The organism is Methylorubrum thiocyanatum, from assembly GCA_014138645.1.
GTDB lineage: Bacteria > Pseudomonadota > Alphaproteobacteria > Rhizobiales > Beijerinckiaceae > Methylobacterium > Methylobacterium thiocyanatum.
Map to the genome: position 1 here is coordinate 577,095 of JACJIB010000001.1, position 26,217 is coordinate 603,311.

Here is a 26,217-nt window from a genome sequence, read left to right on the forward strand (position 1 = left end):
GGGCCGCGCTTCGTGCCCGCTTTCTCCCGGAGAGACCCCGATGCCCCGCACGCATGCGATCGAGGACTACCGCAACTTCGGCATCATGGCCCACATCGATGCCGGCAAGACCACGACGACCGAGCGGATCCTGTACTACACCGGCAAGTCCCATAAGATCGGCGAGGTCCATGAGGGCGCCGCCACGATGGACTGGATGGAGCAGGAGCAGGAGCGTGGCATCACGATCACCTCGGCTGCGACCACCTGCTTCTGGCGCGACAAGCGCCTGAACATCATCGACACCCCCGGCCACGTCGACTTCACCATCGAGGTGGAGCGCTCGCTCCGCGTGCTCGACGGCGCCGTCTGCGTGCTCGACGGCAACCAGGGCGTCGAGCCCCAGACCGAGACCGTGTGGCGTCAGGCCGACAAGTACGACGTGCCGCGCGTCGTGTTCGTCAACAAGATGGACAAGATCGGCGCCGACTTCTTCAAGTGCGTCGCCGACATCATCGGCCGCGTCGCCGGCAAGCCGGTCTGCCTCCAGCTGCCGATCGGTGCCGAGTCGAGCTTCAAGGGCGTGATCGACCTCATCAAGATGAAGGCGATCGTCTGGTCGGGCGAGGCGCTCGGCGCCAACTTCGCCGAGGAGGAGATCCCGGCCGAGCTCAAGGATCAGGCGGTCGAGTACCGCACCAAGCTCGTCGAGGCCTGCGTCGAGCTCGATGACGACGCCATGACCGCCTATCTCGACGGCGTCGAGCCGGACGAGGACGGTCTGCGCCGCCTCGTGCGCCGCGCCGTGCAGCTTCGCGCCTTCCACCCGGTCCTGTGCGGCTCGGCCTTCAAGAACAAGGGCGTGCAGCCGCTCCTCGACGCCGTCGTCGATTACCTGCCGTCCCCGGTGGATCGCGGTGCCGTCGACGGCCTCGACTTCAAGACCGAGGAGCCGGTCAAGCGTGAGCCGACCGACGAAGATCCCTTCTCCATGCTCGCCTTCAAGATCATGGACGATCCCCACGTCGGCACGATCACCTTCTGCCGCGTCTACTCGGGCAAGGTCGAGTCGGGCACCAGCGTCCTGAACTCCTCGCGCGACAAGAAGGAGCGCGTCGGCCGCATGCTGCTGATGCACGCCAACAACCGCGAGGACATCAAGGAGGCCTATGCCGGCGACATCGTCGCCCTGGCCGGCCTCAAGGACACCCGCACCGGCGACACCCTGTGCGACGCCAACAAGGCCGTGATCCTCGAGAAGATGGAGTTCCCCGAGCCCGTCATCGAGATCGCCGTCGAGCCGAAGTCGAAGGCCGACCAGGAGAAGCTCGGTATCGCGCTCTCGAAGCTCGCGGCCGAGGATCCGTCCTTCCGCGTCTCGACGGACCAGGAATCGGGCCAGACCATCCTCAAGGGGATGGGCGAGCTCCACCTCGACATCAAGGTCGACATCCTGCGCCGCACCTACAAGGTCGACGCGAATATCGGCCAGCCGCAGGTGGCGTACCGCGAGAAGCTGACCCGCCGTCAGGAGATAGACTACACCCACAAGAAGCAGACCGGCGGTACCGGTCAGTTCGCCCGGGTGAAGTTCGTCGTCGAGCCGAACGAGCCGGGCGCCGGCTTCTCGTTCGAGTCGAAGATCGTCGGCGGCGCGGTGCCGAAGGAGTACATCCCCGGCGTCGAGAAGGGCCTCAACTCGGTCCTCGGCGCGGGCGTGCTCGCCGGCTTCCCGGTGGTCGACGTGAAGGTCGAGCTGGTCGACGGCGCCTACCACGACGTCGACTCCTCGGCGCTCGCCTTCGAGATCGCCTCCCGCGCCGCCTTCCGCGAGGCGCTGCAGAAGGGCGGCTCGGTCCTGCTCGAGCCGGTGATGAAGGTCGAGGTCGTCTCGCCGGAAGAGTATACCGGCTCGGTCATCGGCGACCTCAACTCCCGCCGCGGCCAGATCCAGGGCCAGGACATGCGGGGCAACGCCAACGTCATCAACGCGATGGTGCCGCTGGCCAACATGTTCGGCTACGTGAACCAGCTGCGCTCCTTCTCGCAGGGCCGCGCCAACTTCACGATGCAGTTCGACCATTACGAGGAAGTGCCGCGCGGCGAGGCCGACAAGGTCATCGCCAAGTACGCCTAACGGCGAGCGCGAAGCGTCTTCGAACCACGACACTGACGATTAGGAGGCCCAGATGGGTAAGGAAAAGTTCTCCCGTAACAAGCCGCACTGCAACATCGGCACGATCGGACACGTCGATCACGGCAAGACGTCGCTGACGGCGGCGATCACGAAGGTTCTGGCGGAGTCGGGCGGCGCGACCTTCACGGCCTACGACCAGATCGACAAGGCTCCCGAGGAGAAGGCGCGCGGCATCACGATCTCGACCGCCCACGTCGAGTACGAGACCACCAACCGCCACTACGCCCACGTCGACTGCCCCGGCCACGCCGACTACGTGAAGAACATGATCACCGGTGCCGCCCAGATGGACGGCGCGATCCTGGTCGTGTCCGCCGCCGACGGCCCGATGCCGCAGACCCGCGAGCACATCCTGCTGGCCCGCCAGGTCGGCGTGCCGGCGCTGGTGGTGTTCCTCAACAAGGTCGACATGGTCGACGACGAGGAGCTCCTGGAGCTCGTCGAGCTGGAGGTGCGCGAGCTCCTCTCCAAGTACGACTTCCCCGGCGACGACATCCCGATCACCAAGGGCTCGGCCCTGATGGCGCTCGAGGACAAGGAGCCGAAGATCGGCCGCGACGCCGTTCTGAAGCTGATGGAGACGGTCGACGCCTACATCCCGCAGCCGGAGCGTCCGATCGACATGCCGTTCCTGATGCCGATCGAGGACGTGTTCTCGATCTCGGGCCGCGGAACGGTGGTGACGGGTCGCGTCGAGCGCGGCATCATCAAGGTCGGTGAGGAAGTCGAGATCGTCGGCATCCGCCCGACGACGAAGACGACGGTGACCGGCGTCGAGATGTTCCGCAAGCTGCTCGACCAGGGCCAGGCGGGCGACAACGTCGGCGTGCTGCTGCGCGGCACCAAGCGCGAGGACGTGGAGCGCGGCCAGGTCGTGTGCAAGCCGGGTTCGGTGAAGCCGCACTCGAAGTTCAAGGCCGAGGCCTACATCCTGACGAAGGAAGAGGGCGGCCGCCACACGCCGTTCTTCACCAACTACCGCCCGCAGTTCTACTTCCGCACGACGGACGTGACCGGCGTGTGCACGCTGCCCGAGGGCACCGAGATGGTGATGCCGGGCGACAACGTGACCATGGACGTGGTGCTGATCGTGCCGGTGGCCATGGAAGAGAAGCTGCGCTTCGCCATCCGCGAGGGTGGCCGCACCGTCGGTGCCGGCGTCGTCGCCGCCATCAACGACTAACCGCCACCGCGAAGCATCATCGACAGGGGACGTAAGAGGGGCGGGCCCTCGCGCCCGCCCTTCCAACGTTTCCGCCGAGGTCAGGTCATGAACGGTCAGAACATCCGCATTCGCCTCAAGGCGTTCGATCACCGCATCCTCGATGCGTCCACCAAGGAGATCGTCTCGACCGCGCGCCGCACCGGCGCGCAGATCCGGGGCCCGATCCCGCTGCCGACGCATATCGAGAAGTTCACGGTGAACCGCTCGCCGCATATCGACAAGAAGTCGCGCGAACAATTCGAGATGCGCACGCACAAGCGGGTGCTCGATATCGTCGACCCGACGCCGCAGACCGTGGACGCGCTGATGAAGCTCGACCTCGCCGCTGGCGTGGACGTGGAGATCAAGCTCTAAGTCCGCGCTGGATTTAGAGCTTACCGTTTCATCGCGCGAGGGAGAGACCTATGCGCTCAGGCGTCATCGCACGGAAGGTCGGCATGACCCGCGTCTTCACCGACGCAGGCGAGCATGTGCCCGTCACCGTGCTTCAAATCGATCAGTGCCAGGTTGTGGCACACCGCACGACCGAGAAGGACGGCTACGTCGCCCTCCAGGTCGGCGTCGGCAAGGCCAAGGTCAAGAACGTGTCGCAGGCCGAGCGTGGCCGCTTCGCGGTCGCCAAGGTCGAGCCCAAGAAGAAGCTCGCCGAGTTCCGCGTGTCCGAAGACGCGCTGATCCCGGTCGGTGCCGAGATCACGGCCGATCACTTCATCCCGGGTCAGTTCGTCGACGTGACGGGCACCACCACGGGTAAGGGTTTCGCCGGCGGTATGAAGCGCTGGAACTTCGGCGGTCTGCGCGCCACCCACGGCGTGTCGATCTCCCACCGCTCGATCGGTTCGACCGGTGGCCGCCAGGATCCGGGCAAGACCTTCAAGAACAAGAAGATGCCGGGCCATCTGGGCGTCGAGCGCGTCACCACGCAGAACCTCAAGGTCGTCCGCACCGATCCGGAGCGCGGTCTGATCCTGGTCGAGGGTGCGGTCCCCGGCGTCGCCGGCGGCTGGATCCAGGTTCGCGACTCGGTCAAGCGCAAGCTGCCGGCCGACGTGCCGCTGCCGGGCAAGTTCCGTGAGAACGGTTCCGCCGGCGCGTCCCAGGTCGAGGCGGCCCCCGAGGCTCCGGCGTCCGAGGAGAACGCGTGATGAAACTCGATATCACCACGCTCGACGGCGGCTCCGCCGGCTCGCTCGAGCTCAACGAGGCGATCTTCGGCCTTGAGCCGCGCGCCGACATCCTGCAGCGCATGGTGCGCTACCAGCTCGCCAAGCGGCGCGCCGGCACCCACGCGGTCAAGAACCGCTCGGATGTCGATCGCACCACGAAGAAGCTGTACAAGCAGAAGGGCACCGGCAACGCCCGTCACGGCGCCGCCTCCGCCCCGCAGTTCCGCGGCGGCGGCCGGGCCTTCGGTCCGGTGGTGCGCGACCACAGCCACGACCTGCCCAAGAAGGTCCGTGCGCTGGCCCTCAAGCACGCCCTGTCGTCGAAGGCCAAGACCTCGACCCTGATCGTCGTGGACGACATCAAGGTCGACAGCCACAAGACCAAGGCGATGATCGAGCGCTTCGAGAAGCTCGGCCTGTCGAGCGCGCTGATCATCGGCGGCTCGGAGGTCGACGAGAACTTCGGCCGCGCCGCCCGCGCCATTCCGAAGATCGACGTGCTGCCCGTGCAGGGCATCAACGTCTACGACATCCTGCGTCGCGACACGCTCGTGCTGACGCGCGCCGCCGTCGATGCGCTGGAGGAGCGTTTCAAATGAGTGCCGATCCGCGCCACTACGATGTGATCGTCTCCCCCGTCATCACGGAGAAGGCGACCAACCTCACCGAGCAGAACAAGGTCGTCTTCCGGGTTGCCCCGAAGGCCACCAAGCCGCAGATCAAGGATGCGGTCGAGAAGCTGTTCGACGTCAAGGTCACGGGCGTGAACACGCTCACGACCAAGGGCAAGAAGAAGTTCTTCCGCGGGCAGCGCGGGCAGCGTTCGGACGTGAAGAAGGCGATCGTGACCCTCGCCGAGGGTGATACGATCGACGTCACGACCGGCCTCTGAGACTTGAAGCGTTAGGATCAAGCCGATGGCCTTGAAGACATTCAAACCGGTCACGCCGAGCCTGCGCCAGCTCGTGCTCGTCGACCGCCGTGAGCTCTACAAGGGCAAGCCGGTAAAGGCGCTGACCGAGGGCAAGAGCTCCTCGGGCGGACGCAACAACCTGGGCCGCATCACCGTCCGCTTCCGCGGCGGTGGCCACAAGCGGGTCCTGCGCAACGTCGACTTCAAGCGTCGCGAGAACCTCAACGTTCCCGCGACGGTGGAGCGGATCGAGTACGATCCCAACCGCACCGCCTTCATCGCGCTCATCACCTTCCCCGACGGGAAGCAGAGCTACATCCTCGCCCCCCAGCGCCTGTCGCCGGGCGACAAGGTGGTGGCCGGTGAGAGCGTCGACGTGAAGCCGGGCAATGCCGGTCCGATCGGCTCGATGCCGGTGGGCACCATCGTCCACAACGTCGAGCTGAAGATCGGCAAGGGCGGCGCGATCGCCCGCTCCGCCGGCAACTACGCTCAGATCGTCGGACGCGACCAGGGCTACGTGACGCTGCGCCTGAACTCGGGCGAGCAGCGCCTCGTGCACGGCCAGTGCTTCGCGAGCGTGGGTGCGGTCTCGAACCCGGACCACATGAACATCTCGCTGGGTAAGGCCGGCCGCAACCGCTGGCTCGGCAAGCGCCCGCACAACCGCGGTGTCGCCATGAACCCGGTGGATCACCCGCACGGCGGTGGCGAGGGTCGCACCTCGGGCGGCCGGAACCCGGTCACGCCCTGGGGCGTGCCCACCAAGGGGAAGAAGACCCGGTCCAACAAGCGGACCGACACCTTCATCCTGTCCAGCCGCCATAACCGCAAGAAGTAACAGCCATGGCACGTTCCCTCTGGAAAGGGCCGTTCGTCGACGGCTACCTCCTCAAGAAGGCCGACGCCGCCCGCGGCGGCAGCCGCAACGAGGTCGTCAAGATCTGGAGCCGCCGCTCCACGATTCTCCCGCAGTTCGTCGGCATCACCTTCGGTGTGCACAACGGACACAAGCATATCCCGGTCTACGTCACCGAGGAGATGGTCGGTCACAAGTTCGGCGAGTTCTCGCCGACCCGCACCTTCCCCGGTCACGCGGCCGACAAGAAGGCGAAGAGGCGCTGAGATGGGCAAGCCTGCCACCCCCCGCGCGCTCCCCGAGAACGAAGCGAAGGCCGTCGCGCGGATGCTCCGCGTGTCGCCCCAGAAGCTCAACCTCGTGGCGGCGCTGATCCGCGGCAAGAAGGTCGATACGGCCCTTGCCGACCTCGAGTTCTCCCGCAAGCGCATCGCCCGCGATGTGAAGAAGTGCCTGGAGAGCGCGATCGCCAACGCCGAGAACAACCACGATCTCGACGTGGACGATCTCGTCGTGTCCCAGGCCTTCGTCGGCAAGGCGCTGGTACTCAAGCGCTTCCACGCCCGTGCCCGCGGTCGCGGCGCGCGCATCCTGAAGCCCTTCTCGAACCTCACCATCGTGGTTCGCGAAGTGCGCGCTGAAGCGGCCTGAGGAGTCCACCATGGGTCAGAAGATCAATCCGATCGGCCTGCGTCTCGGCATCAACCGGACCTGGGATTCCCGCTGGTTCGCCGAGAAGGGCGAGTACGCCAAGCTGATGCACGAGGACGTGGCCATCCGCGCCGCCCTCATGAAGCAGCTGAAGCAGGCCGCCGTCTCGAAGATCGTCATCGAGCGCCCGCACCGGAAGTGCCGCGTCACCATCCACTCGGGTCGTCCGGGGGTGGTGATCGGCAAGAAGGGCGCGGACATCGAGAAGCTGCGCAAGCTCGTCGGCACGATGACCAAGGCCGACGTGACGATCAACATCGTCGAGGTGCGCAAGCCCGAGGTGGATGCGACGCTCGTCGCTGAATCCATCGCGCAGCAGCTCGAGCGCCGCGTCGCCTTCCGTCGCGCCATGAAGCGCGCCGTGCAGTCGGCGATGCGTCTGGGCGCCGAGGGCATCCGCATCAACTGCGCCGGCCGTCTCGGCGGCGCGGAGATCGCCCGCACCGAGTGGTACCGTGAGGGCCGCGTTCCGCTGCACACCCTGCGCGCGGACGTGGATTACGGCACCGCCACCGCCTTCACGACCTACGGGACGTGCGGCATCAAGGTTTGGGTGTTCAAGGGCGAGATCCTCGAGCACGACCCGATGGCGCAGGACAAGAAGGCCCAGGAAGAGGGTGGCCGTTCCGGCGGGCGCCGCGAGCGTGACGGTGACGACCGGGGTGGCCGCGGCCGCCGCGAGCCGTCGCACGCCTGACGCTCGATCAAGCAGAAATCTTGAGAGGCTGCCATGCTGCAACCCAAGAAGACCAAGTTTCGTAAGCAGTTCAAGGGTCGCATCAGTGGCGCGGCCAAGGGCGGCTTCGAGCTGAACTTTGGCCAATTCGGCCTCAAGTGCCTGGAGCCCGAGCGCATCACCGCGCGGCAGATCGAGGCGGCCCGCCGCGCGATCACCCGCGAGATGAAGCGCCAGGGCCGGGTGTGGATCCGGGTGTTCCCGGATCTGCCCGTCACCGCCAAGCCCACCGAGGTCCGCATGGGCTCCGGTAAGGGTGCCCCCGAATACTGGGCGGCCCGCGTTCACCCGGGCCGCATCATGTTCGAGGTCGATGGCGTGGCCGAGGACATCGCCCGCGAGGCCCTGCGCCTCGGTGCCGCGAAGCTGCCGGTGCGCACCCGCGTCATCCAGCGCATCGCTGATTGATAGGAAGAGATCATGAAGTCCGACCAGAGACTGTCTGATCTGCGCGCTCTGTCGGCGGATCAGCTTTCCGACGAGCTCATCAGCCTGAAGAAGGAGCAGTTCAACCTGCGCTTCCAGGGCGCGACGGGCCAGCTCGAGAACGTCGCCCGGGTCCGTGAGGTCCGCCGCGACATCGCCCGTGTCCGCACGCTGCAGCGTCAGAAGACGCTGGACGCGGCCAAGGCCTGAGGAGATTCCACATGCCCAAGCGCGTCCTTCAAGGCGTCGTCGTCAGCGACAAGACCGATAAGACCATCGTCGTGAAGGTGGAGCGTCGCTTCACGCACCCGGTGATGAAGAAGACGGTTCGCCGCTCGAAGAACTACCATGCGCACGACGAGGCCAACACGGCCAAGGTCGGGCAGACGGTGTTCATCGAGGAGTCCCGCCCCTACTCCAAGACCAAGACCTGGAAGCTGGTCGAGGATCAGGCGGCGGCGGCCGAGGCGGCCGGCACGGCGGCCTGAGGCTTTCCTCAGCACGAGTTTGAAACGGGCGCGGAGCGAGAGTTCCGCGCCCGTTTTCGTTCGTCTGCTCGAAGCCGGTCTGACACGCTTCTTTTCCGCTTCACCGAAGGTGTCGTCGCCGGCTGGGTTGCGCCGGCTTCGGCAGCGAACGGGGTTAGGCCCGCCGGGGGGCCAGCAGGCTCTTCCAGCTTTGACCAACGCCTCATAGGCGGGCCCGTAGCACCTGCCCGCTGGAACCCCCTGCGAGCGTCACGCTCGCGGCTGTGAGCCGTTTGACGGGCCCTCGTGCCGGGTCAGCTGTGGCGCTCCCGCCTGCGGGCCGGAAAGCCTCGGAAATCGGGGGTGATCAGGAAGCGGCCGTGCATCAAAAATTTGTAGAAGCTGTTCGGCTGGCTGTTTTTGCGCCTCGTTCGACAAGGTCTTCGGGGGCCCCGCGGAGGTGCGGAGGCCCGTGAGGGAGGGCAGGAATGTCCGGCAACTTCAACCAAGCCTGGGAAGCGCTCGTCGCGCATTTCGGGGCGGAGCGAGTCAACGGCATCACGAGTTCTCGCCGGCAATTCGGCGCCCATCTGCTGCCTGACCTTCAGGCGACTGTGGTCGCTGAGATCGACCCGTTCGCCTCGGTGCTGCTGGGTGTGCATCAAACCTACGATCAACTGGCGCTGACGATCTCGGGTCTGCTGGTCCGTCAGGGTGAGCACATGATCGCCGTGACACCGCTTCAGTACCGGGACGTGGATGTCGGCGAGGCGGAGCCTTTCGCGGCGCTGAACAACGGTCTGTGGCTCTTCCATGTCGCGGAGCGTCCCATCGCGGTGCTCCTCTCGCAATATTTCAAATTCCCCGAGGGGACGTTCACTCAGGTCGAAATCGCGACACTGTCAGATCCCGCTTCGCTCGCCTTCGCGCGCGGCTTCCTCACGGCGGTTCAGTCGGCCGGTGCGAATTCGACCCTCTATCGCGGCAAGGTTCTCTCCTTCGAATCCGGGTCGGACTATTCCGGGATGAAGGCGGCCATGCAGGTGCACAGGCTTCCCATCGTTCCGCGCGAGGCCGTCATCCTCGACGCCGGTACGATGGCCCGGCTCGACCGGCACGTCTTCGAGTTCGACCGGCATCGTGCGTCGCTGAAGCGGCTCGGGCAATCGACGCGCAAGGGGCTTCTGCTCTACGGGCCGCCCGGCACCGGCAAGACCCACGTCATCCGCTACATCGCCTCAAACCTTCCCGAGCGTACGACGGTGCTCATCACCGCCGAGCAGGTTGCCCAACTCGATCGCTACATGCTGCTTGCGCGCACCCTTCAACCCAGCATCGTCGTGCTGGAGGATGTCGATTTGGTCGGCCGCTCCCGTGAGGGCATGAACAGTCCGAAGACCGAGGTTCTCCTCAACCGTCTGCTCAACGAGATGGACGGCCTGCGCGATGATGCCGAGGTGCTGTTCATCCTCACCACCAATCGGCCCGACGAGATCGAGGAGGCGTTGGCCTCCCGTCCCGGCCGGGTGGACGAGGCGATCGAGATTGCGAATCCTGACACGGCCTGCCGCAGCCGGCTCGTCACCCTCTACGGACGAGCCCTTGCCTTCGAGGATGGTGCGATCGAGGCGATCGTCGATCAATCGGAGGGGGCGAGCGCGGCCTTCATCAAGGAGATGATCCGGCGTCTCGCGCAGGCCGCCATCGACTCGGGATCGGACAACCGGGTCACGGTTGCGACGGTCGAAGCGATCCTCGGCGAAGCGGTCGGCAGTCGGAATCGTATCGGCCGCCGGATCGTCGGACTCGGAGAGGCCGCGTCCGGGCGTGCGGGCAAGCAGGCCCCTCCCTTCGACGGATGCGGCGAGGATCTCTAGAGGATCGTGACAGATACCGGATTCGAGACGATCCTCTACACTCTTGTTTTGGTCGTCCCGAAAGCCGGTAGCCACCTTTCGGGACGATGCTCTAGCGGTTTGCCGAAGAAGGGATGCTTTTGCGACGGCCGATCCTACTGGACGAGCACTGCCTGCTCGCAGTGTATGTCCTCGGCCGCGACGGTCGCCGTCCCGACCTGCAGGCCGAGCGTCCGCAGGGTTCCGTCGAGGATCGCGTCGAGCGCCGGCGCCGCGGCCGAGAGGGTCGTGACGAGGAGCGGGCGCAGGGTCGGCAGGAGAAGCCCGCCGCTGCCGTCGATGTCGATGGTCAGCGTCTCCAGCAGGCTGCCGGTGGCCGAACCGAGCAGGCCGGTGCTCGACACCACGCGCTCCCGGTGCCGGGCGATGTCGTCGCCCGAGAAGCTGATGCGGCGGGCGTAATTCGATCCGACCGTCGTCTGTGCCCGCGCCCGGACGGTGAGGGAGAGCAGGGGCAGCCGGAGGAGGTCGGCGGGATCGGCAAGATTGGCCGGCGGAGACCGGGCGTTGATTCCGGCGGACTGGATGGCGCCGATCGCCAGGGTGGCGAGTCCGGGCTGGACGTCGAGATCGATCTGCCGTCCGCCGGCCGCCCCTGAGCAGCTCACGGCCCGCAGCGAGGCCTGCCCGATCCCGGCCTCGACATAGAGTGGCAGCGAGAGCGTGCCGAGGTTGAGCGGTGCCTTCACCTGCGTCTCGATCAGGAGGCGGACCTGCCCGGTGCGGAGCGTCGCCTTCGCGCTGCCGGGTGCGACCCAGCCGGAGGCTTGGCGCCGCTCGCCGATGGCGAGGGTGAGCCGCGTGGCGAGCAGGCCGGGCACCGTGGCGGCGAGATCGATCGCGACCGGCCGCTCCCCGTTGGCGAGCGCCGCCGTGCCCGCCACGAGGTCGAACAGGCGGATTGCCGGGCCTCGGCTGCCGCGCTCGGGCGACAGAACCGCCGCATCGCCGAGATCCACGAGGTCGCGCAGCGGCAGGCGGTTCGCGCCGCGGGGCAGCGCCTGGCCCAGGCGCCCGAGCGCAGCGCCCGCCGCCGCCGAGACGGTCGAGGCGGCCAGCGCCCGCATCACTTGGGCGGGCGTCACGCCGGCGGTGACGATGTCGTTGTAGGACACGGCCTGAAGCCCGAGGTCGAGGGCAAGCGCGTCGAGGAAGCGGAATACGTCGATCCGGGTCGAGAGGAGGGCCTCGTAATCCATCAGGTTGAGCGAGAGGCTGGTGCCGAGCAGCGCGCCGAGCACCGCGTTGGCGAGGCCGGCATCGAGCGCGGCGACACCCGAGCCGACGCTGAAGGCGGCAAACCGCGTGTTCGCCGCCGTGCCGACAGCGGAGACGTCATAGTGGGCCGGAAGGCCGAGATAGCGTCCGAAGGTCAGCGGGACCGGAGCGGCCAGGCTCACCCGTACCGCGTTGGGCGCGGTTGCACCGGGGGTGAAGCGGCTGCCGTTCGCGACCGCGGCACTGCGCAGATAGGTGCCGGCCTGGACGCCGATACGCGCGCCGTCGCCGAAACCGTTATCGGCGAGCGCGCGGCGGGCGGCTGCATCGGCGGTCGAGAGGTCGCTGGCGGCGCTGAGGGCCGCGAGGTCGGCCGCCCCCTGCACGCGCCTCTGGGTGCCGTAGAGGCGGCTGAGATCGAGGCCGAACGCGGCGGCCCCGAGCAGGGTCGTGAGGCCGAGGGCGGTGACGATGCTGACGGCGCCGCGCTGATCGGAGCGGAAGCGCATCACAGCCCTCCGGATCGCACATCGTAGGAACTGATGAGCGTGGCCGGCAGCACGGTCGCGAGGCCGGGAAAGCGCCTCAACCCGAGCGCCTGCGTCTCGAAGCTCAGACTCACGCGGTAATGGCGCCGGTCCGCCGAGAGCGAGGCGACCGTCACGCTGATTGCGGAGGCCGGAAGCAGCGTTCCGTCCTCCAGAGACCGAGCGAGGCTTTGGCGGACGAGGTTTGAACGCTCGTCCTCGTCGGCTCCTGCAATCGAAGCGCGTGCCGCCTGAGCCGCGATGTGCTGTAGCTTATGGAAGGCGCCGAAGTAGATCGCGCCCACGAAGATGTTGAGCATCAGATAGATCAGCAGCGGGCCGACAAAGGCAAATTCAATCACAACGGACGCCCTCGTATCGCTGCCGAATTTGCGCATCGAGGGGAGTTGGAAGCCAAGGGCGTAATGACGAGTGATCGCAATCATGGCGCCAGCGGGCTCATTCGATTATTTTATGTCACTCAAATCTTGGCTCGATAGGTTGATGATTTATTGTTTTAATGCGGGTGGTTTGCGGTTTCCGGCCGTCTTGCCGTGCAGCCGCTGGAATAATGATTTTCGGCTGTCGCCTTCCGATATGGCTTCGATCCGTCCTGTTCCTCTTCCGAAGGCGATGGCATCCGCCCGGACGGACGCTTCCGCACACGGATCAGGATCCCGCAATGGTCTGCCTGCCGCTCGGGTATCGCCGTCTTGCCCCGTCGGCGAGGCGCAGGCGGCGCATGCGATCTTTCTGGACGATCAGGTCGTCACGGCGTCCTCGGCATGACGAAGTCGGCCCCGTTGTGGATGCCGGCGGGCCAGCGGATCGTCATGGTTGCGGTTCCCGTGCTGCTGCCGCTCGCAGTCCTGCCGATCCGTCCAACCGTGCGCGTGGAGCCGTCAGCGCGCCGGGCGCGCGCGAAAACCGGGAGATCCGTTTGAGGTGAGGTGGCCAGGTGCATGCCGCTGCAGGCGCAGCCAGGCGCCAACGAGGCGCGCTGCGGCATGGGGGCTTGGACGCTCAGCCCTTCTTCTTCGGGTCGCGGTTGCCCGCCGCCCGGATCAGGCCGGCGAGACCCGCCTCGATGACCATGTCGGCGGCCTCGGAGGGGGAGAACCACTGGGCCTCGCGCTGGCCGCGCTCGGGGAACTTCTTGAGCTGCTTGCGCACCTCGAGGGGAAACACCGTCACTTGGCAGAGCACCGCGTCGCGGTTCTTCAGGCGCTTCTCGTAGAGATAGAAGCCGAGCGGACGCTTGCCGACGCGGCCGACGATGCCGGCTTCCTCGTAGGCTTCGCGGGCGGCCGCCTCGAAGGGCTTGCGCCCCTTCATCGGCCAGCCCTTCGGGATGATCCAGCGCCGCGTCTCCCGGGAGGTGACGAGCAGGACCTCCGTCCCGCCCTCCGGCGTCCGGCGCATCGGCAATACGCCGACCTGGGGCCGCGCTTCGCGGCTGCTCTCGATCGGGCCGGCCGTCATGCTGCAGAAACGCCCCGGGGCTGGCGCGGTTCGCGCTCAGGGTTGGCCGCCGGGCGTTCCCCAGACGGGCAGAGACAGGGCCAAACTTCCTTGAAGGATTGATGACGGGAAAGCACGTCGCCGCGATCGAAGCTGCCGTCGCACCTCAGCATTGAGCGACGGAGGTTCACTAGCGGAACCGCGATGAGCAACTCAACAGAAATTTAACCGGCAAAGGGTCCGGGGACAGGCTGGAACGGGCAGTCAACTCGTGGTCGAGAGGTTCTCGATGAGCGCGTTGAGGTCGGCGCGCATCGCCTGGATCTCCGGCTCCGACATGTTGAGCTGGCACATGACGGACTGGCGCACGGCCACCGCCTCGGAGCGGAGTGACCGGCCCTGATCGGTCAGGGCGATCTCGACCTCGCGCTCGTCGGATTGCCGCCGGCTGCGGTTCAGAAGGCCACTGCTCTCCAGGCGCTTGAGCACCGGCGTGAGCGTGCCGGAATCGAGACGCAGGCGCCGTCCGATCTCGGAGACGGTGATGCCGTCACTCTCCCACAGCACCAGCAGCACGAGATATTGCGGGTAGGTCAGCCCCATCCGCTCCAGCATCGGCCGATAGGATTTCGTCATCCGATGGGCGGCGGCATAGAGCGCGTAGCAGAGCTGATTGTCGAGCAGCAGCGGATCCTTCAGCACCTCTGCGCTCTCGTTGGGAGCATTCACGGTTCACATCCTGCCGTTCGACAACGCCTTCCGGCCGGCCGCACCAGGGAACCGGGCGCTTGCGGACCGGTGATTTTCAACCCTGCCGCAGTCCGCCACGATAACGGATGGGAGACGGCAAGGCATATGCACAATTGTCCCAGTGTCCTTCGGCCGGGGATTTCTCCACCGCCGGTTCGGTCTGCCGTTCTTACCGCTCTTGGTCGAACAAGCAAAAAGGCGGCCGTGCGGCCGCCTTCTCGCATCGATCACAGTGTCACGCGTTCCGCCGCTCGATGCGGCGGGCGACGGTCTCAGGCGGCGTCGGCGGTCTCGACCGCGGTCGGGCCGGAATCCTTGCCGCGGGCATCGACGTCGCGGTCCACGAACTCGATGACGGCCATCGGCGCATTGTCGCCGTAGCGGAAGCCGGCCTTCATGATGCGGCAGTAGCCGCCCGGACGCGACTGATAGCGCGGGCCCAGGACCGTGAAGAGCTTCTTCACCATGTCCGCGTCGCGGATCTGGGCCATGGCGAGGCGGCGGGCATGGATGCTGTCGGTGCGGCCGAGCGAGATCAGCTTCTCAACGACCGGGCGCAGATCCTTGGCCTTCGGCAGAGTGGTGACGATCTGCTCGTGCTTGATCAGCGCGGCGGACATGTTGGCGAACATCGCCTTGCGGTGCTCGGCCGTGCGGTTGAAGCGGCGACCGCGGTAGGAGTGACGCATGGTGGCTGGTCCTTCTCAGTCACGGCCGCCGTGCCACGGTACGGCCGAGTGCCCTCGGAATGCCCTTGGGCTGTTTTCATCGAACTCCGCGTAACCCAGCGGCGGGATTCCTTTTGGGAGCGCCCGCCCCGGCTTTGCTGGGGCGGGAGGGAGTGCCGACCCAGCGGCTCAGCACCGGGTCAGGCGGCCAAACAAGCGGCGCCGCGCAGCGCCGCCAGATCAGGCCAGGGCGGCTTCGCCCCTCAGTAGTGCTCTTCGAAGCGCTTGGCGAGATCCTCGATGTTCTCCGGCGGCCAGCCGGGAACGTCCATGCCGAGGTGCAGGCCCATACCGGCGAGCACTTCCTTGATCTCGTTGAGCGACTTGCGGCCGAAGTTCGGGGTGCGCAGCATCTCGCCCTCCGACTTCTGGATCAGGTCGCCGATATAGACGATGTTGTCGTTCTTCAGGCAGTTCGCCGAACGGACCGACAGCTCGAGCTCGTCGACCTTCTTGAGCAAAGCCGGGTTGAAGGGGAGCTGCGGCGCGAGCGGCGCGGCCTCTTCCTTGCGGGGCTCCTCGAAGTTCACGAAGACCTGGAGCTGGTCCTGGATGATGCGGGCGGCGTAAGCCAGAGCATCCTCCGGCGACACGGCGCCGTTGGTCTCGACCGTCATGGTCAGCTTGTCCTTGTCGAGATCCTGGCCCTCGCGGGTGGTCTCGACGCGGTAGCTGACCTTGGTCACCGGGGAGAACAGCGCATCGACCGGGATCAGGCCGATCGGCGCATCCTCGGGACGATTGCGGTCGGCCGGGACGTAGCCCTTGCCGGTGGCGACCGTGAACTCCATGCGGATCTCGGCCCCGTCGTCCAGGGTGCAGATCACGAGGTCGGGGTTCAGGATCTGGATGTCGCCGACGGCGCCGATGTCACCGGCGGTGACGAGGCCGGGGCCCGTCTTGCGCAGGGTCATGCGCTTGGGCTGGTCGGTCTGCGAGCGGATGGCGATGGTCTTGATGTTGAGGACGATGTCGGTCACGTCCTCGCGCACGCCGGGGATCGACGAGAACTCGTGCAGCACGCCGTCGATCTGCACCGAGGTGACCGCGGCGCCCTGGAGCGAGGAGAGCAGCACGCGGCGGAGCGAGTTGCCCAGCGTCGTGCCGAAGCCGCGCTCGAGCGGCTCGGCCACGACGGTGGCGACCCGCTTGGGATCGTCGCCGGCGGAGACCTGCAGCTTGTTCGGCTTGATGAGCTCTTGCCAGTTCTTCTGAATGACCACGGTCCTACCTCTTGCCAAACCCGCGCCGCCGGCGTCCCGGAAAGCGCTTCGGCCGGCCCTGGATGGCTCTGAGAGCCTCCGGACCGGTCCCAAAAATCACGGTTGCTCGCCTGCCACCCAAAGGGCGGGAACGAAGCTGTAACCGGCGCCGTCGCGGGCGACGGTGCCGAGCGCCGGGAACTCCAGATGCGAGCCGGCGATGAAGGTCTTCTCCGTCGCCACCTCGTCGAGCACCCGCTTGCGGGTGGCGCGCGCCTGTTCCCCGTCCACGTCGAAGGCGACGCCCGCCTCCGGCTGCTTGAACTGGATCGCCGGCATATGCACCACGTCGGTCCACATCAGCAGGGACTTGTCCCCCGATACGATCCGCATGCCGCAATGGCCCGGCGTGTGGCCGGGCAGCGGAACGGCGGTGATGCCGGGCACCAGCTCGCCGCCCTCGTGTTTGCGCAGCCGCGCGCCGTAGGGCGCGACCGCCTTGCGGGCGTTCTCGAAATACGGCTTCGCCGCGTCCGGGGCCCGCGACAGCGCCTCGTCGGGAAGCCAGTGCGCGGCTTCCGTCGCATGCACGACGAGTTCCGCGTTCGGATAGGCTGCGCTGCCATCCTCCTTCACCAGCCCGCCCGCATGGTCGGGATGGAGATGGGTCAGGAGCACGGTCTCGATCTCCTCCGGCTTGACGCCGGCCAGCGCGAGCGCCGCGGGCACCCGGCCCATGGTGGCGGGACCGAAATGGCCGTAGCCCGAATCGATCAGCACCGGCTTGCGGCCGGCGCCGGTGACGAGGAAGGCGTTGAGCGTGACGACCGGAGCCTCGGAGCGGAAGCCCGCGCGCTGGAGCGCGCCGGCTTCCTCCTTGGAGATGCCCGTGACGAGATCGAGCGAGCCCTGAAACCAGCCGTCGTTGAGCGCGGTGACCGTGAGGTCTCCGAGATTCCAACGCAGCGCGCCGGGAAGGGGCTTCGATCCGTCCGCCATGGGCGTCTCCGTTCGAGGGGGGCTCCGGTGTCGTTCGATCAGACGCGACGGCGCTTGCGCGGGCGGCAGCCGTTGTGCGGGATCGAGGTGACGTCGCGGATCGAGGTCACGGTGAAGCCCGCGGCCTGGAGCGCGCGCAGCGCCGACTCACGGCCGGAACCGGGGCCGGAGACCTCGACCTCGAGGGTGCGCATGCCGTGCTCGGCAGCCTTGCGGCCGGCATCCTCGGCGGCGACCTGGGCGGCGTACGGGGTCGACTTGCGCGAACCCTTGAAGCCCATGGCGCCGGCGGACGACCACGAGATCGTGTTGCCCTGCGCGTCGGTGATGGTGATCATCGTGTTGTTGAACGAGGCGTTCACATGCGCCACGCCGGAGACGATGTTCTTGCGTTCGCGGCGGCGGACGCGGGTCGGTTCCTTGGCCATTCTTTTCGCTTTCGTCCTTCAGTCACGCCCGTACTTCCAGGCGCTCGGGATTCTTTTGTCACTTGGGCGCGGCTGCCGTGCAGAGCCGTCCCGATCACCCGCCGACGCCGAGGGACACCCGGCGCGACGGAAGGAAGGCCGAGCGAAGCACGGCCTTCCAATGCCAAAATTACTTCTTCTTGCCGGCGATCGGCTTCGCCTTGCCCTTGCGGGTGCGGGCGTTGGTGTGGGTGCGCTGGCCGCGGACCGGCAGCTGCTTGCGGTGACGCAGGCCGCGGTAGCAGCCGAGATCCATCAGGCGCTTGATGTTCATCGAGACTTCGCGGCGCAGATCGCCCTCGACGAGGTAATCGCGGTCGATGGTCTCGCGGATCTGGAGCACCTCGGCGTCGGTGAGCTGGTTCACGCGGCGCTCGGCCGGGATACCGACCTTCTCGGTGATCTCCTCGGCCTTCTTCGGGCCGATGCCGTGGATGTACTGGAGCGCGATGACGACGCGCTTGGCGGTCGGGATGTTGACGCCTGCGATACGGGCCAAGATGATCTCTCCATGGGACGGGCCATCCGCCCGTCAGCACACAAGGAAGACGCGCGTCCGGTGGAGGCCGGCCCCTGCGCGCCCGCCCGAAACGACAAATCGGTCCGCAAGCAGCCTCTCAGAGGTGCCCCGAACCACATCCCGCTTGGACGAAGGGGGTCCGCCTAGCGCGAGCCGCCCCCGTTGTCAACGCTTTGCAAACGGAATTGCGATCGACGCTTCGCCGCGCCGTCGGCAAGGCATTACGGGGCCTGGCATGACGCGGCCGGGCATGAGGACGCCCGGCATGACAAAGCCCGCCCCGTCGGAACGGCAGCGGGCTTCGCGGACATCACCGGAGAGAGACGTCTCAGGACGTCGCCTTCTCCCGGAACCCGTCGAGGAGGCCGGTCACGTCGCCGGTCACCTCGTCGATCGGCTTCATGCCGTCGATCTTCCGCAGGAGGCCGGTGCCGGCATAGTAGTCGGAGAGCGGCGCCGTCTGCCGCTTGTAGGCGTCGAGGCGGGTCTTGAAGACCTCCGGCGTGTCGTCCTTGCGCACCGGCTGTCCGCGGGCAGCGGTCTCCTCGGCGCGCTTGGCGATGCGGCCGACGAGGGCGTTCTCATCGACGACGAACTCGACCACCGCGTCGAGGGCGATGCCCTTCTCCGCCAGCATGGCGTCGAGGGCCTTGGCCTGCTCGACCGTGCGCGGGAAGCCGTCGAGGATGAAGCCGTCCCTGGCATCCGCCTCCTCGATGCGGTCGGCGACGATCCCGACCACGACGGCGTCCGGCACGAGGCCGCCGCTCTCCATGATCGACTTCGCTTCCAGTCCGACCGGCGTCCCGGCGGCGACCGCAGCGCGCAGCATGTCGCCCGTCGACAATTGCGGAACGCGGTAGCGCTCCACGATACGCTCGGACTGCGTGCCCTTCCCCGCTCCCGGCGGTCCGAGCAGAATGATCCGCATTGCGTCTCCCCGTCCTCAAGGCCCGGCGTCGGGCTCGTTCTTCATGGGCGGCGCGCCTGTCCTCTCAAGGACGCGCCATCGTCACACCGCTGTGATGCGCAATTCCAGGGCGCGCGTCCACCGAACCTTTGTCGAACGCCGTTCAACGGCGCCGGGTTGTCGAGGCGCCCCGCAGCTTCGCCTTCTTCACGAGGCCCTCGTACTGGTGGGCCATCAGGTGCCCGTGGATCTGTGCCACGGTGTCCATGGTGACGGAGACGACGATCAGGAGCGAGGTACCGCCGAAGCCGAGCGCCGCCGAGGTGTAGGAGGCTACGATCTCCGGCACGAGGCAGACGAAGGTGAGGTAGGCCGCGCCGATCACCGTGATGCGGGTCAGCACCTTGTCGATGAAGGCGGCGGTGCGCTCGCCGGGGCGGATGCCGGGGATGAAGCCGCCCTGCTTCTTCAGGTTGTCGGCGGTCTCCTGCGGATTGAAGACGATCGCTGTGTAGAAGAACGTGAAGAAGATGATCAGGCCGGCATAGGCGACCATGTAGAGCGGCCGGCCGTGGCCGAGATAGGCCGTGAGCGTCCCGAGGATGCCGGTCGAGCCCTGGTTCGCCGAGAAGCTCGCCACCGTGGTCGGCAGCAGCAGCAGCGAGGAGGCGAAGATCGGCGGGATCACGCCCGAGGTGTTGAGCTTGAGCGGCAGGAACGAGGACTGGCCCTCGTACATGCGGTTGCCGACCTGACGCTTGGGGTAGTTGATCAGGAGCCGGCGCTGGGCGCGCTCCATGAACACGATGAAGTAGATCAGCGCGACCGCCGCGACGGCGGCGCCGAGCAGGATGGCGGGCGAGAGCGCGCCGGTGCGGGTCAGCTCCAGGGCGCCGAAGATCGAAGCCGGCAGATGGGCGACGATGCCCGCGAAGATGATGAGCGAGGAGCCGTTGCCGATGCCGCGCGAGGTGATCTGCTCGCCGATCCACATCAGGAACAGCGTGCCGCCGGTCAGCGTCACGACGGTCGAGAGGATGAAGAACGGGCCCGGGTTGATGACCGCGTTCGAGCCCTGCAGGCCGAAGGCGATGCCCCAGGACTGGACCAGCGCCAGCACCACCGTGAGGTAGCGGGTGTACTGGTTGATGACCTTGCGGCCCGACTCGCCCTCCTTCTTCAGCGCCTCCAGGCTCGGCACCACCGAGGTGAGGAGCTGAACGATGATCGAGGCTGAGATGTAGGGCATGATGTTGAGCGCGAAGACCGCCATGCGCTCGACCGCGCCGCCCGAGAACATGTTGAACATGCCCAGCACGCCGCCGGCCTGGTTCTGGAAGTTCCGCGCGAACTGCTCGGGATCGATGCCGGGGATCGGGATGTAGGTGCCCAGCCGGAAGACGATGAGCGCGCCCAGGGTGAACCAGATGCGCTTCTTGAGCTCGTCGGCCTTGGCGATGGCGCCGAAATTCAGGTTGGCGGCAAGCTGCTCGGCGGCTGAGGCCATGTCATTGATCCCGGAAAATGCCGTCGGGACGCGTCTCGAGCGGTCCCTGAAAGCGGAAGCGGCGGCCGCGTGCGAGCACGGGCCGCCGCTTCGGCGTTCGACTTAATCGTGGTGTCAGGCGGACGCAACCGCGCCTTCCGACGCGCCGCGATGGGCGACGCCGGCGGCGAAGGTCGTGGTCACCGAGCCGCCGGCCTTCTCGACGGCCTCGACGGCCGACTTGGAGGCGCGGGTGACCTCGAAGCTGAGCTTCGCGGTCAGCTCGCCGACGCCGAGCAGCTTCACGCCGTCACGGGCGCGGGCGATGATGCCGGCCTTGACCAGCGCATCGACCGTCACGGGGGCGTTGGCGTCGAGCTTGCCGGCATCCACCGCCGCCTGGACGCGACCGAGGTTCACCTCGTTCAGGTCGTGGGCGTGGATGTTGTTGAAGCCACGCTTCGGCAGGCGACGATGCAGCGGCATCTGGCCGCCCTCGAAGCCCTTGATGGACACGCCGGTGCGGGCCTTCTGACCCTTCACGCCGCGTCCACCGGTCTTGCCCTTGCCGGAGCCGATGCCTCGGCCGACGCGCATCCGGTTCTTGGTCGCGCCTTCGTTGTCGCGGATCTCGTTGAGCTTCATGGTGGAGCCCTCCTCACGCCGCGGCGTCGTCGAGGACGCGCACGAGGTGCGCGACCTTGCGGATCATGCCGCGAACCGAGGGAGTGTCCTCCAGCTCGGAGACGCGGTGCAGCTTGTTCAGCTTGAGGCCGATCAGCGTCGCGCGCTGGGAGGCCTCGCGGCGGATCGGCGAGCCGATCTGCTCGATGCGGACAGTCTTGGTTGCCATGCTGCCCTCCCTTACGCGACGGCCGCGTCGGAGGTGTCGGCCGGGTCGGCGTCACGGCGACGGGCCTGGAGGGCCGACACCTTGAGACCGCGACGGGCCGCGACCGAGCGCGGGCTGTCCTCGTTCTTGAGCGCGTCGAAGGTGGCGCGCACGAGGTTGTAGGGGTTGGAGGAGCCGAGCGACTTGGCGACGACGTCCTGCATGCCGAGCGTCTCGAAGACGGCGCGCATCGGGCCGCCGGCGATGATGCCGGTACCCTGCGGCGCCGCGCGGAGAATGACCTTGCCGGCGCCGTGACGTCCGTTGACGTCGTGGTGCAGGGTGCGGCCCTCGCGGAGCGACACACGGATCAGACCGCGCTTGGCGGCTTCCGTCGCCTTGCGGATCGCCTCCGGCACCTCACGGGCCTTGCCGTGGCCGAAGCCGACGCGGCCCTTCTGGTCGCCGACGACGACGAGGGCGGCGAAGCCGAAGCGGCGGCCACCCTTCACAACCTTGGCGACGCGGTTGATGTGGACGAGCTTGTCCACGAACTCGCTGTCGCGCTCCTCGCGGTCGTCGCGGCGACGACCCTCGCGTTCACGTGCCATATTCTTTTCCCGTTATCTCACTGACGCGGGCCGGAACGGCCCGCTCGCTCGATGTGCGTCCCTCCCCGCGAGGGGAGGGACCATGGCGTCTTAGAAGTCGAGACCACCCTCACGGGCGGCGTCGGCGAGAGCCTTGACGCGGCCGTGGAAGATGTAGCCCGAGCGGTCGAAGACGACCTTGGTGACGCCCGCGGCCTTGGCGCGCTCGGCGACGAGCTTGCCCACCGCCTCGGCCGCCGCCTTGTCGGCACCGGTCTTGAGGCTGGCCTTGAGATCCTTGTCGAGGCTGGACGCGGCCGCGAGCGTGCGGCCCACGGCGTCGTCGATGACCTGGACGTAGATCTGCTTGGACGAGCGGAACACCGACAGCCGCGGACGGCCGTTGGCGGTGGCTTTGAGGGCCCGACGGACCCGCGCCTTGCGGCGCAGGAGGGCTTCGTTCTTGTTCGACATGAATCGCCCTCCTTACTTCTTCTTGCCTTCCTTGCGGAAGATGAACTCGCCAGCGTACTTCACGCCCTTGCCCTTATAGGGCTCGGGACCGCGGTACTCGCGAATCTCCGCCGCGACCTGACCGACGCGCTGCCGGTCGATGCCCGACACCACGATCTCCGTGGGCTTGGGCGTCACGATGGTGATGCCGGCCGGGATCTCGTACTCGATGTCGTGGCTGTAGCCGAGCGAGAGCTTGAGCGCCTTGCCGGCCATCGCAGCGCGGTAGCCGACGCCGGTGATCTCCAGCTTCTTCTCGAAGCCCTTGGAGACGCCCTCGACGAGGTTCGCCACCTGGGCGCGCGAGGTGCCCCACAGGGAGCGGGCCTGCTTCGACTGGTCCTTGGGCTGCACCGAGACGGCGCCGTCCTTGAACTCCACGATGACCTGGGGCGGGACGACGAACTGGAGTTCGCCCTTCGAGCCCTTCATCTTCACCGTCTGACCCGTAACCGTGGCGGTGACGCCGGACGGGACGGGGACGGGCTTCTTGCCTACGCGAGACATGTCGCTGTCCTCCGGATCAGAACACCTTGCAGAGCACTTCACCGCCGACGTTGCGCTCGCGCGCCTCGTGATCGGCCATGACGCCCTGCGGGGTCGAGATGATGGTGACGCCGAGGCCGTCGGCGACTCGCGGCAGCTCGCCAACCGACGAGTAGACGCGGCGGCCGGGCTTCGACACGCGCTTGATCTCCCGGATGACCGGGCGACCGTCGTAGTACTTGAGCTCGATCGCGAACTCGGTGCGGCCGTTGCCGAGGTCCTGCACCGCGTAGTCGCGGATGTAGCCCTCGGACTTCAGCACGTCGAGGACCGAGGCGCGCAGGCGCGAGCCGGGGGTCTGGACGACGTTGCGGCGACGGCTCTGGCCGTTGCGGATGCGGGTGAGCATATCACCCACGGGATCGTTCACCATGGATGCCTCCCCTTACCAGCTGGACTTCACGAGACCGGGGATGAGGCCCCGGTTGCCGAGCTCGCGCAGAGCGACGCGCGAGATGCCGAGCTTACGGTAGTAGGCCCGCGGACGGCCGGTCATCTCGCAGCGGTTGCGGATGCGGGTGGCCGACGAGTTGCGCGGCAGTTCCGCGAGCTTCAGGCGCGCCTCGAAGCGCTCCTCCATCTCGCGGGACTCATCGTTGGCGATGGCGAGGAGGGCCTTACGCTTCTCGGCGAAGCGCTTCACCAGCTCCTTGCGGTGGTTGTTCTTCTCGACTGAGCTTTTCTTAGCCATGTCTTTCTCCAGTGTCCGCGTCTAAGCGACGAAAGCCGCCGCTTACTGCCGGAACGGGAACTTGAAGTGGGCGAGGAGAGCCTTGGCCTCTTCGTCCGTGGTGGCGCTCGTCTGGACGACGATGTCCATGCCCCAGGTCTGCTCCGCCTTGTCGTAGGAGATCTCCGGGAACACGAGGTGCTCCTTGAGGCCCATGGCGTAGTTGCCGCGGCCGTCGAAGGAACGCGGGTTCAGGCCGCGGAAGTCGCGAACGCGCGGCAGCGCGATCGTGATCAGGCGGTCCATGAACTCGTACATGCGGGCCTTGCGCAGGGTCACCTTGCAGCCGATCGGCATGCCCTCGCGGACCTTGAAGGTCGCGATCGCCTTGCGGGCGCGGGTGATGACCGGCTTCTGGCCGGCGATGAGCGCGAGGTCGCCCGCCGCAACGGTGGCCTTCTTCGAGTCCGCGGTGGACTCGCCGACGCCCATGTTGATGACGATCTTCTCGATCTGCGGGACCTGCATCGGGTTCTTGTACCCGAACTGCTCGATCAGCTTCTGCCGGACGACCTCGTCGTAGTGCTTGCGCAGACGCGGGACGTAGGCGTTCTTGTCGGCCTCAGCCATCGATCTGATCCCCCGTGGTCTTGGCGAACCGGACCTTGCGTCCGTCTTCGAGGATGCGGAAACCCACGCGGGTCGGCTTGCCGTTCACGTCCTGGAACGCGAGGTTGGAGAGCTGGATCGCAGCCTCCTTCGAGATGATCCCGCCCTCGGCGTTCTGCGTCTGCTTCTGGTGCTTCTTGACCAGGTTGACGCCGCGCACGAAGGCCTTGCCGTCCTTCGGCAGGACTTGGATGACCTCGCCGGAGCGACCCGCGTCGCGACCGGTGAGGACGACGACCGTGTCGCCCTTCTTGATCTTGGCGGCCATCACAGCACCTCAGGAGCGAGCGAGATGATCTTCATGTGGTTGCGGGCGCGCAGCTCGCGCGGCACCGGCCCGAAGATACGGGTGCCGACCGGCTCCTTCTGATTGTTGATCAGAACGGCGGCGTTCTTGTCGAAGCGGATCACCGAACCGTCGGCGCGCTTCACGTCCTTGGCCGTGCGCACGACGACCGCCTTCATGACGTCGCCCTTCTTCACGCGGCCGCGCGGGATCGCCTCCTTGACGGAGACGACGATGATGTCGCCGACGCCGGCATACTTGCGCTTCGACCCGCCGAGCACCTTGATGCACATCACACGGCGCGCACCCGAATTGTCGGCGACGTCCAGATTCGTCTGCATCTGGATCACGGGAGTGACCTTTCCTTGTTTCAGGCGGGTTTCCGCACACGGACGGTATTGCCCGGCGGACGACGCCTGATGGGGATCTGATGTCCCCGGCTCATGTGAGAGACCGCGCTATCGGCGTGGGAACGCCGGCGCGGTCACCGCGTACGAAGGGATGCGAACATCCCAAGGACTGTCGCGAAGGCGTGCCCGATACTACGGACGCGGCCGGTGTGCAAGCCTTTGAGCGGCAATTCGTGCCGGGACGGCGCGGTCCGGCGGCACGGCGACGTCGCAGAATAACGGCGCAGGATCAGGCCGCGCGCGGACGGCAGGCGCAGGGGCGCGAAGGCAGTGGTGCGAAGGCAGTGGTGCGAGGGGCGGGGCGATCCGCGTCGCCTTGCGGAAGCGGATCGCCTGACGGGGTCAGCAGCCCCGGCAGATCGAGCCCATGGTCTTGTTCATCTTCGCGTCCCAGGCCTTGTCGCGGGCCTGGGCGGCCCGCTGGGCCTTGAGCATCTGATCCTGGGAGACCGGCGCGACCTCTCCCTGCGGGAGGCCGGGTGCCGGTGGCTTGGTCTGGCCCGTCGCGGTGACGGTGCGCCCGGTCGGGGTGAGCCGGCTGTCACCGGTGTCCTGGGCGCGGGCCGGAATGGCGGCAACGGACCCGATCAGCAGGAGGCCGGCGAAGAGGGGGGTGGAGACGGCGATCGGACGACGCATGACTTCCCTGTCACTCCCTGGCGCGCAGTCCCCGATGCGGACCGCTGGCGCGGGGAAGGGCATTCCGAGGGCGTATCGCGAGGCGCCATCGCGGCCCCCACTGCCCGCGCCTGCCTACCCGCGCGCCTGATCGGCATAGGTGGCACCGGACCGGGCCGACCGCAAGCGGAGCGGCGGCGTGCCGCCGGCTCCCGTGCAA

36 protein-coding genes are annotated in these 26,217 nt (G+C 67.2%); 14 read left to right on the forward strand and 22 right to left on the reverse strand.

From position 1 onward, the window contains the following. Positions 1–40 precede the first annotated feature (40 nt). From fusA to HNR51_RS02700, 14 genes are all read left to right on the forward strand, one after another. Positions 41–2,116 (forward strand): elongation factor G, encoded by a 2,076-nt coding sequence (gene fusA, locus HNR51_RS02635; RefSeq protein ID WP_012454024.1) that lies wholly within the window; start codon positions 41–43, stop codon positions 2,114–2,116. 52 nt (positions 2,117–2,168) lie between these two features. Beyond that, the gene (tuf, locus tag HNR51_RS02640) at positions 2,169–3,359 is read left to right on the forward strand and encodes an elongation factor Tu (protein ID WP_012454025.1); all 1,191 of its coding nucleotides are present in this window, start codon (positions 2,169–2,171) and stop codon (positions 3,357–3,359) included. An 87-nt stretch (positions 3,360–3,446) separates the two neighbouring features. After that, positions 3,447–3,755: a 30S ribosomal protein S10 gene (gene rpsJ, locus HNR51_RS02645; RefSeq protein WP_003597088.1), complete on the forward strand. Its 309-nt coding sequence runs from the start codon at positions 3,447–3,449 to the stop codon at positions 3,753–3,755. Positions 3,756–3,805: 50 nt separating this feature from the next. Continuing rightward, positions 3,806–4,546: a 50S ribosomal protein L3 gene (rplC, locus tag HNR51_RS02650; RefSeq protein ID WP_012454026.1), complete on the forward strand. Its 741-nt coding sequence runs from the start codon at positions 3,806–3,808 to the stop codon at positions 4,544–4,546. Beyond that, positions 4,546–5,166, forward strand: coding sequence for a 50S ribosomal protein L4 (gene rplD, locus HNR51_RS02655; RefSeq protein ID WP_012454027.1), 621 nt, complete (start codon positions 4,546–4,548; stop codon positions 5,164–5,166). Before rplC ends, rplD begins: the two co-directional genes overlap by 1 nt. Continuing rightward, entirely contained in the window at positions 5,163–5,459 is a 297-nt protein-coding gene (locus tag HNR51_RS02660) for a 50S ribosomal protein L23 (protein WP_012454028.1), read from the forward strand. The genes rplD and HNR51_RS02660 overlap by 4 nt, the downstream gene beginning before the upstream one ends. A gap of 25 nt (positions 5,460–5,484) precedes the next feature. Next, positions 5,485–6,321: a 50S ribosomal protein L2 gene (gene rplB / locus HNR51_RS02665; protein WP_012454029.1), complete on the forward strand. Its 837-nt coding sequence runs from the start codon at positions 5,485–5,487 to the stop codon at positions 6,319–6,321. 5 nt (positions 6,322–6,326) lie between these two features. Further along, entirely contained in the window at positions 6,327–6,605 is a 279-nt protein-coding gene (rpsS, locus tag HNR51_RS02670) for a 30S ribosomal protein S19 (protein ID WP_003597098.1), read from the forward strand. A gap of 1 nt (position 6,606) precedes the next feature. Then, entirely contained in the window at positions 6,607–6,990 is a 384-nt protein-coding gene (gene rplV / locus HNR51_RS02675; RefSeq protein WP_009865531.1) for a 50S ribosomal protein L22, read from the forward strand. Positions 6,991–7,000: 10 nt separating this feature from the next. After that, entirely contained in the window at positions 7,001–7,747 is a 747-nt protein-coding gene (gene rpsC / locus HNR51_RS02680) for a 30S ribosomal protein S3 (protein WP_012454030.1), read from the forward strand. Positions 7,748–7,780: 33 nt separating this feature from the next. Beyond that, on the forward strand, positions 7,781–8,194 hold the full coding sequence (rplP, locus tag HNR51_RS02685; RefSeq protein ID WP_003597105.1) for a 50S ribosomal protein L16: 414 nt from the start codon (positions 7,781–7,783) through the stop codon (positions 8,192–8,194). A gap of 12 nt (positions 8,195–8,206) precedes the next feature. After that, the gene (gene rpmC, locus HNR51_RS02690) at positions 8,207–8,422 is read left to right on the forward strand and encodes a 50S ribosomal protein L29 (RefSeq protein ID WP_003597107.1); all 216 of its coding nucleotides are present in this window, start codon (positions 8,207–8,209) and stop codon (positions 8,420–8,422) included. An 11-nt stretch (positions 8,423–8,433) separates the two neighbouring features. Beyond that, complete coding sequence (gene rpsQ, locus HNR51_RS02695) at positions 8,434–8,700, forward strand: 30S ribosomal protein S17 (protein ID WP_012454031.1); 267 nt, start codon at positions 8,434–8,436, stop codon at positions 8,698–8,700. 467 nt (positions 8,701–9,167) lie between these two features. Next, a complete protein-coding gene (locus HNR51_RS02700) occupies positions 9,168–10,556 on the forward strand; it encodes an AAA family ATPase (RefSeq protein WP_182553894.1) in 1,389 nt (462 codons plus the stop codon). Between the two features lie 134 nt (positions 10,557–10,690). On the opposite strand, the gene HNR51_RS02705 is transcribed toward HNR51_RS02700, so the two are convergent. From HNR51_RS02705 to HNR51_RS02810, 22 genes are all read right to left on the reverse strand, one after another. Then, positions 10,691–12,322: a TadG family pilus assembly protein gene (locus tag HNR51_RS02705; RefSeq protein WP_182553895.1), complete on the reverse strand. Its 1,632-nt coding sequence runs from the start codon at positions 12,320–12,322 to the stop codon at positions 10,691–10,693. Beyond that, positions 12,322–12,786, reverse strand: coding sequence for a TadE/TadG family type IV pilus assembly protein (locus HNR51_RS02710; RefSeq protein WP_182553896.1), 465 nt, complete (start codon positions 12,784–12,786; stop codon positions 12,322–12,324). Before HNR51_RS02710 ends, HNR51_RS02705 begins: the two co-directional genes overlap by 1 nt. 577 nt (positions 12,787–13,363) lie before the next feature. After that, positions 13,364–13,822, reverse strand: coding sequence for an NUDIX hydrolase (locus HNR51_RS02715; RefSeq protein ID WP_012454035.1), 459 nt, complete (start codon positions 13,820–13,822; stop codon positions 13,364–13,366). Between the two features lie 243 nt (positions 13,823–14,065). Then, positions 14,066–14,530 carry a MarR family winged helix-turn-helix transcriptional regulator gene (locus tag HNR51_RS02720; RefSeq protein ID WP_141951306.1) on the reverse strand — a complete coding sequence of 155 codons (465 nt, stop codon included), beginning with the start codon at positions 14,528–14,530 and terminating at the stop codon, positions 14,066–14,068. A 293-nt stretch (positions 14,531–14,823) separates the two neighbouring features. Then, the gene (rplQ, locus tag HNR51_RS02725; RefSeq protein WP_012454037.1) at positions 14,824–15,240 is read right to left on the reverse strand and encodes a 50S ribosomal protein L17; all 417 of its coding nucleotides are present in this window, start codon (positions 15,238–15,240) and stop codon (positions 14,824–14,826) included. A 242-nt stretch (positions 15,241–15,482) separates the two neighbouring features. After that, positions 15,483–16,520, reverse strand: coding sequence for a DNA-directed RNA polymerase subunit alpha (locus HNR51_RS02730; protein WP_182553897.1), 1,038 nt, complete (start codon positions 16,518–16,520; stop codon positions 15,483–15,485). 78 nt (positions 16,521–16,598) lie between these two features. Beyond that, complete coding sequence (locus tag HNR51_RS02735) at positions 16,599–17,480, reverse strand: MBL fold metallo-hydrolase (RefSeq protein WP_182553898.1); 882 nt, start codon at positions 17,478–17,480, stop codon at positions 16,599–16,601. Positions 17,481–17,518: 38 nt separating this feature from the next. Further along, positions 17,519–17,908, reverse strand: a complete 390-nt coding sequence (gene rpsK, locus HNR51_RS02740) for a 30S ribosomal protein S11 (RefSeq protein WP_009866710.1) — start codon at positions 17,906–17,908, stop codon at positions 17,519–17,521. Between the two features lie 169 nt (positions 17,909–18,077). Further along, positions 18,078–18,446, reverse strand: coding sequence for a 30S ribosomal protein S13 (rpsM, locus tag HNR51_RS02745; protein ID WP_012454040.1), 369 nt, complete (start codon positions 18,444–18,446; stop codon positions 18,078–18,080). 349 nt (positions 18,447–18,795) lie between these two features. Next, entirely contained in the window at positions 18,796–19,398 is a 603-nt protein-coding gene (locus HNR51_RS02750; RefSeq protein ID WP_012454041.1) for an adenylate kinase, read from the reverse strand. A gap of 142 nt (positions 19,399–19,540) precedes the next feature. Further along, positions 19,541–20,884 carry a preprotein translocase subunit SecY gene (secY, locus tag HNR51_RS02755; protein ID WP_012454042.1) on the reverse strand — a complete coding sequence of 448 codons (1,344 nt, stop codon included), beginning with the start codon at positions 20,882–20,884 and terminating at the stop codon, positions 19,541–19,543. Positions 20,885–20,998: 114 nt separating this feature from the next. After that, complete coding sequence (gene rplO / locus HNR51_RS02760) at positions 20,999–21,508, reverse strand: 50S ribosomal protein L15 (protein ID WP_012454043.1); 510 nt, start codon at positions 21,506–21,508, stop codon at positions 20,999–21,001. A 13-nt stretch (positions 21,509–21,521) separates the two neighbouring features. Next, a complete protein-coding gene (rpmD, locus tag HNR51_RS02765; RefSeq protein WP_012454044.1) occupies positions 21,522–21,716 on the reverse strand; it encodes a 50S ribosomal protein L30 in 195 nt (64 codons plus the stop codon). An 11-nt stretch (positions 21,717–21,727) separates the two neighbouring features. Continuing rightward, entirely contained in the window at positions 21,728–22,306 is a 579-nt protein-coding gene (gene rpsE, locus HNR51_RS02770) for a 30S ribosomal protein S5 (RefSeq protein WP_003597131.1), read from the reverse strand. A gap of 90 nt (positions 22,307–22,396) precedes the next feature. Next, positions 22,397–22,759: a 50S ribosomal protein L18 gene (rplR, locus tag HNR51_RS02775; RefSeq protein ID WP_012454045.1), complete on the reverse strand. Its 363-nt coding sequence runs from the start codon at positions 22,757–22,759 to the stop codon at positions 22,397–22,399. Between the two features lie 12 nt (positions 22,760–22,771). Then, positions 22,772–23,305 (reverse strand): 50S ribosomal protein L6, encoded by a 534-nt coding sequence (gene rplF, locus HNR51_RS02780; RefSeq protein WP_012454046.1) that lies wholly within the window; start codon positions 23,303–23,305, stop codon positions 22,772–22,774. A 16-nt stretch (positions 23,306–23,321) separates the two neighbouring features. Then, the gene (gene rpsH / locus HNR51_RS02785) at positions 23,322–23,717 is read right to left on the reverse strand and encodes a 30S ribosomal protein S8 (protein WP_012454047.1); all 396 of its coding nucleotides are present in this window, start codon (positions 23,715–23,717) and stop codon (positions 23,322–23,324) included. 12 nt (positions 23,718–23,729) lie between these two features. Further along, a complete protein-coding gene (gene rpsN / locus HNR51_RS02790; protein WP_012454048.1) occupies positions 23,730–24,035 on the reverse strand; it encodes a 30S ribosomal protein S14 in 306 nt (101 codons plus the stop codon). A 42-nt stretch (positions 24,036–24,077) separates the two neighbouring features. After that, complete coding sequence (gene rplE, locus HNR51_RS02795; protein ID WP_012454049.1) at positions 24,078–24,644, reverse strand: 50S ribosomal protein L5; 567 nt, start codon at positions 24,642–24,644, stop codon at positions 24,078–24,080. Then, a complete protein-coding gene (gene rplX, locus HNR51_RS02800; RefSeq protein ID WP_012454050.1) occupies positions 24,637–24,951 on the reverse strand; it encodes a 50S ribosomal protein L24 in 315 nt (104 codons plus the stop codon). The genes rplE and rplX overlap by 8 nt, the downstream gene beginning before the upstream one ends. Next, complete coding sequence (gene rplN, locus HNR51_RS02805; RefSeq protein WP_012253654.1) at positions 24,951–25,319, reverse strand: 50S ribosomal protein L14; 369 nt, start codon at positions 25,317–25,319, stop codon at positions 24,951–24,953. The genes rplX and rplN overlap by 1 nt, the downstream gene beginning before the upstream one ends. 402 nt (positions 25,320–25,721) lie before the next feature. Then, positions 25,722–26,018 (reverse strand): hypothetical protein, encoded by a 297-nt coding sequence (locus HNR51_RS02810; RefSeq protein ID WP_012454051.1) that lies wholly within the window; start codon positions 26,016–26,018, stop codon positions 25,722–25,724. Between the last annotated feature and the right edge of the window lie 199 nt (positions 26,019–26,217).

Excerpts from the sequence above, each read along its gene's own strand:
- fusA (WP_012454024.1), top strand. The coding sequence starts at position 41 with ATGCCCCGCACGCATGCGATCGAGGACTACCGCAACTTCGGCATCATG.
- tuf (WP_012454025.1), top strand. The coding sequence starts at position 2,169 with ATGGGTAAGGAAAAGTTCTCCCGTAACAAGCCGCACTGCAACATCGGC.
- rpsJ (WP_003597088.1), top strand. The coding sequence starts at position 3,447 with ATGAACGGTCAGAACATCCGCATTCGCCTCAAGGCGTTCGATCACCGC.
- rplC (WP_012454026.1), top strand. The coding sequence starts at position 3,806 with ATGCGCTCAGGCGTCATCGCACGGAAGGTCGGCATGACCCGCGTCTTC.
- rplD (WP_012454027.1), top strand. The coding sequence starts at position 4,546 with ATGAAACTCGATATCACCACGCTCGACGGCGGCTCCGCCGGCTCGCTC.
- HNR51_RS02660 (WP_012454028.1), top strand. The coding sequence starts at position 5,163 with ATGAGTGCCGATCCGCGCCACTACGATGTGATCGTCTCCCCCGTCATC.
- rplB (WP_012454029.1), top strand. The coding sequence starts at position 5,485 with ATGGCCTTGAAGACATTCAAACCGGTCACGCCGAGCCTGCGCCAGCTC.
- rpsS (WP_003597098.1), top strand. The coding sequence starts at position 6,327 with ATGGCACGTTCCCTCTGGAAAGGGCCGTTCGTCGACGGCTACCTCCTC.
- rplV (WP_009865531.1), top strand. The coding sequence starts at position 6,607 with ATGGGCAAGCCTGCCACCCCCCGCGCGCTCCCCGAGAACGAAGCGAAG.
- rpsC (WP_012454030.1), top strand. The coding sequence starts at position 7,001 with ATGGGTCAGAAGATCAATCCGATCGGCCTGCGTCTCGGCATCAACCGG.
- rplP (WP_003597105.1), top strand. The coding sequence starts at position 7,781 with ATGCTGCAACCCAAGAAGACCAAGTTTCGTAAGCAGTTCAAGGGTCGC.
- rpmC (WP_003597107.1), top strand. The coding sequence starts at position 8,207 with ATGAAGTCCGACCAGAGACTGTCTGATCTGCGCGCTCTGTCGGCGGAT.
- rpsQ (WP_012454031.1), top strand. The coding sequence starts at position 8,434 with ATGCCCAAGCGCGTCCTTCAAGGCGTCGTCGTCAGCGACAAGACCGAT.
- HNR51_RS02700 (WP_182553894.1), top strand. The coding sequence starts at position 9,168 with ATGTCCGGCAACTTCAACCAAGCCTGGGAAGCGCTCGTCGCGCATTTC.
- HNR51_RS02705 (WP_182553895.1), bottom strand. The coding sequence starts at position 12,322 with ATGCGCTTCCGCTCCGATCAGCGCGGCGCCGTCAGCATCGTCACCGCC.
- HNR51_RS02710 (WP_182553896.1), bottom strand. The coding sequence starts at position 12,786 with ATGATTGCGATCACTCGTCATTACGCCCTTGGCTTCCAACTCCCCTCG.
- HNR51_RS02715 (WP_012454035.1), bottom strand. The coding sequence starts at position 13,822 with ATGACGGCCGGCCCGATCGAGAGCAGCCGCGAAGCGCGGCCCCAGGTC.
- rplQ (WP_012454037.1), bottom strand. The coding sequence starts at position 15,240 with ATGCGTCACTCCTACCGCGGTCGCCGCTTCAACCGCACGGCCGAGCAC.
- HNR51_RS02735 (WP_182553898.1), bottom strand. The coding sequence starts at position 17,480 with ATGGCGGACGGATCGAAGCCCCTTCCCGGCGCGCTGCGTTGGAATCTC.
- rpsK (WP_009866710.1), bottom strand. The coding sequence starts at position 17,908 with ATGGCCAAGGAACCGACCCGCGTCCGCCGCCGCGAACGCAAGAACATC.
- HNR51_RS02750 (WP_012454041.1), bottom strand. The coding sequence starts at position 19,398 with ATGCGGATCATTCTGCTCGGACCGCCGGGAGCGGGGAAGGGCACGCAG.
- secY (WP_012454042.1), bottom strand. The coding sequence starts at position 20,884 with ATGGCCTCAGCCGCCGAGCAGCTTGCCGCCAACCTGAATTTCGGCGCC.
- rplO (WP_012454043.1), bottom strand. The coding sequence starts at position 21,508 with ATGAAGCTCAACGAGATCCGCGACAACGAAGGCGCGACCAAGAACCGG.
- rpmD (WP_012454044.1), bottom strand. The coding sequence starts at position 21,716 with ATGGCAACCAAGACTGTCCGCATCGAGCAGATCGGCTCGCCGATCCGC.
- rpsE (WP_003597131.1), bottom strand. The coding sequence starts at position 22,306 with ATGGCACGTGAACGCGAGGGTCGTCGCCGCGACGACCGCGAGGAGCGC.
- rplR (WP_012454045.1), bottom strand. The coding sequence starts at position 22,759 with ATGTCGAACAAGAACGAAGCCCTCCTGCGCCGCAAGGCGCGGGTCCGT.
- rplF (WP_012454046.1), bottom strand. The coding sequence starts at position 23,305 with ATGTCTCGCGTAGGCAAGAAGCCCGTCCCCGTCCCGTCCGGCGTCACC.
- rpsH (WP_012454047.1), bottom strand. The coding sequence starts at position 23,717 with ATGGTGAACGATCCCGTGGGTGATATGCTCACCCGCATCCGCAACGGC.
- rpsN (WP_012454048.1), bottom strand. The coding sequence starts at position 24,035 with ATGGCTAAGAAAAGCTCAGTCGAGAAGAACAACCACCGCAAGGAGCTG.
- rplE (WP_012454049.1), bottom strand. The coding sequence starts at position 24,644 with ATGGCTGAGGCCGACAAGAACGCCTACGTCCCGCGTCTGCGCAAGCAC.
- rplX (WP_012454050.1), bottom strand. The coding sequence starts at position 24,951 with ATGGCCGCCAAGATCAAGAAGGGCGACACGGTCGTCGTCCTCACCGGT.
- HNR51_RS02810 (WP_012454051.1), bottom strand. The coding sequence starts at position 26,018 with ATGCGTCGTCCGATCGCCGTCTCCACCCCCCTCTTCGCCGGCCTCCTG.